Here is a 2,612-nt window from a genome sequence, read left to right on the forward strand (position 1 = left end):
CGTCGGCCGCCACTGGCGGTGCGTTCGGTATGACTTTGATCGTCAGGGTGGAGCTGGCCAGGTCTCCGTCGTTGTCGCTGGCGGTGAATCCGATGTTCTCGGTGATCAACACCGACGTGGTTTTCTGCGAAATGTAGGTGTAGTCGCCGGTATCCAGGTTGATCAGCAAGGTACCGCTGTTGTTGGTGGCAATGCTCAATGTGTTGTCCACGGTGTTGAAGGTGCCGTGGTTGAGCCCGCCGCTGAAGTTCAGCGAGCCCTGATTGCTGTTGCCACTCGGATCGTAGGTGTACGTGGTGCCGTCCACCGTGAGGGTTTTGATGAAGCCGCCATCGGCGCCGAATGAACCGCCCTCGCCCAGCAGCGAACCGGTCACCGGTGCGCCGATCACAGTGCCGGACAGCACCGAGTTGAGCTGGTTGAGGTCGGTCACCACCACCGCATTGGTGTCGGTGTGGCTGCTGCCGTCATAGGCCAGTGGATTGAGGTTGGCGTTGGTCACGCCGCTGCCCAGGCCGATCGCGTAGTTCTTGATGTTGTTGGCATCGAGGAAGGCTTTCAGCGCGGTTTCGTCGGCGGTGCCGATTTCCTGGCCGGCAGTGGGCTTGCCATCGGAGAAGAAGTAGCCGACGTTTTGCGCACCGGTCAATTTGCCCGAGGTGTTGAACGCGGTCTGCATGGTCGCCACGGCCGCGTCGTAGTTGGTGCCGCCGTTCGCGGTGAGGCCGGCCAGCAGTGTCTTGGCGGTCGCGACATCGACCCACACCGAAGTCCTGTCGGTGGCGCTGCTGCTGAAGGTGACGAGCTGCACTTTCACATCGCCGAGGTCATCGTATTTATCCAGCAAGGCGCTGATGGCCTGCTTGGCCAGAGCCAGCCGCGACAGGCCCGACACGCCGGAAGGGTCGGCCATGCTGCCGGAGACGTCGAGCACGATCAGCAGGTTGGAATCGATCTCCACGGCCGCCACCGAGCGATCCGTTGCCACCGCCTTGGGCACGTCATCGACAATGTTGACCACAATGGTGCTGGTGCTGCTGTTGCCCAGCGCATCGGTGGCTTTGTAGGTGAAGCTTTCACTCAGGCTGTTCGGCCCGTCGTTGGCATTCGGTGAGGTTTTCGGCGCCGAGGTCAGGGTGTAGGTGTAGCTGCCGTCGGGGTTGATCAGGATCTGCCCATAGGTACCGGTGGCGCTGCCGACCAGGGTGTAGGTGAGCGCACCGCTGGCGCCTGTGACCGAACCGACCAGGGTGCCGGACGCGGTTTCGCCAGCGTTGCCCGGGTCGCTGCCGATGACCGTACCGGCGGCCAGGTCCTGCCCGTCCTTGCTCAGATCGAGGGCTTTTTCGTAGACCGTCACGTCGCTATCGGGGTTGGCCTTGATCGCGCTGTTGGCGACGTCGATGGTGATGGTGGTGGTGCTTTCATCGCCATCGGAATCACGCACCGTGTAGGTGAACGTATCGGTGGCCCCCGCATCGCCGACCGAATTCTGATTGCTGTGATACACGGCGTTGCCGTTGGCATCGAGGGTCAGGTAGCCATAGGTGCCGTTGATCTGGTTACCCAGCCCGCCGATTGCCGACGTCGAGGTATTGCTACCGGCGCGCACGCCGACCACCGTCGCCGGACCATCGGCGCCGCTGACGTCGTTGCCCAGCACACTGATGTTGACGGTGCCGCCCTCCACTACCGACGACGAGTCAGGTTTGGCGCCCGGCAAGTCATCGATGATGTTGACGTTGATCTGCCCGGTCTTCGTGTCGCCATCCGTATCGGTGGCGACGACGTTGAAGCTCTCGGGGAGACTGTTCGCGCCGTTGGCGGCTGGGTGCACTTCGTTATCGTTGAGGGTGTAGCTGTAGCTCACCACGCCGGTCGCGGCGTTGAACCCGGTGATGGTCAGCGTGCTGCCCAGGGGCGTGACGGCGGTTTGCGGGAAGCCGGCGGCCACGCCACCGCTGACCACGACAATGCCGCCGACGGTCAGGGTTTGCAGGCCATCGAGGGCGGTCACGGTGAAGGTGCCGTTCTGGGTCAGGGCCGGTGCGCTGGGGCTGCTGCCGTCGCTGAGGTTTTTTTCGTAGACCGTCAGCTCACCGCCCTCCACGTCGAGGCCATTGAGGGTCACCGGATCGTCGTTGTTGTAGACATTCAGCACCAGATTCGCGGTGCTGCTGTCGCCGTCCGCATCGGTGAGGGTGTAGGTGAAGGTTTCGCTGCCATCGCCACCGCCGTGCAGGGCCTTGAAGTCGGCATCGCTGGTGTTGAGGGTGTAGGTGTAGGTGCCGTTGGCATTCAGTACCAAGGTGCCGTAAGTCCCGGTGAAGGTACCGGGGGTGATCGGGCCGGCGTTTGCGCCGAGCGCAACCCGGTCCGCGCCTTGCACGTCGTTGCTCAGCACGTTGCCAGTGAGGGTCAGCAAGGTTTCCGAGGCGGTACTGGCGTTGCTGTCGTACACGCCCTTCGGCAGGTCGTCGACGATGTTCACGTCGAGTGAGCCGGTCGCGGTGGTGCCGTTGTCATCGACCACGGTCACGGCGAACTGCTCAGGCAAAGTGTTGGCGCCGTTGGCGATCGGGTGCGCTTCGTTATCGTTGAGGGTGTAGCTG

General features: G+C 63.0%; 1 protein-coding gene. It reads right to left on the reverse strand.

Going from position 1 to position 2,612, the window contains the following annotated elements:
* Window positions 1–2,612 (reverse strand): Ig-like domain-containing protein (locus tag PMI31_RS29385; RefSeq protein ID WP_008023882.1); only part of this gene is annotated, 2,612 nt, incomplete at both ends.

Origin of the sequence: Pseudomonas sp. GM55, from assembly GCF_000282395.1 — a bacterium.
Taxonomy (GTDB): Bacteria; Pseudomonadota; Gammaproteobacteria; order Pseudomonadales; family Pseudomonadaceae; genus Aquipseudomonas; species Aquipseudomonas fluorescens_CC.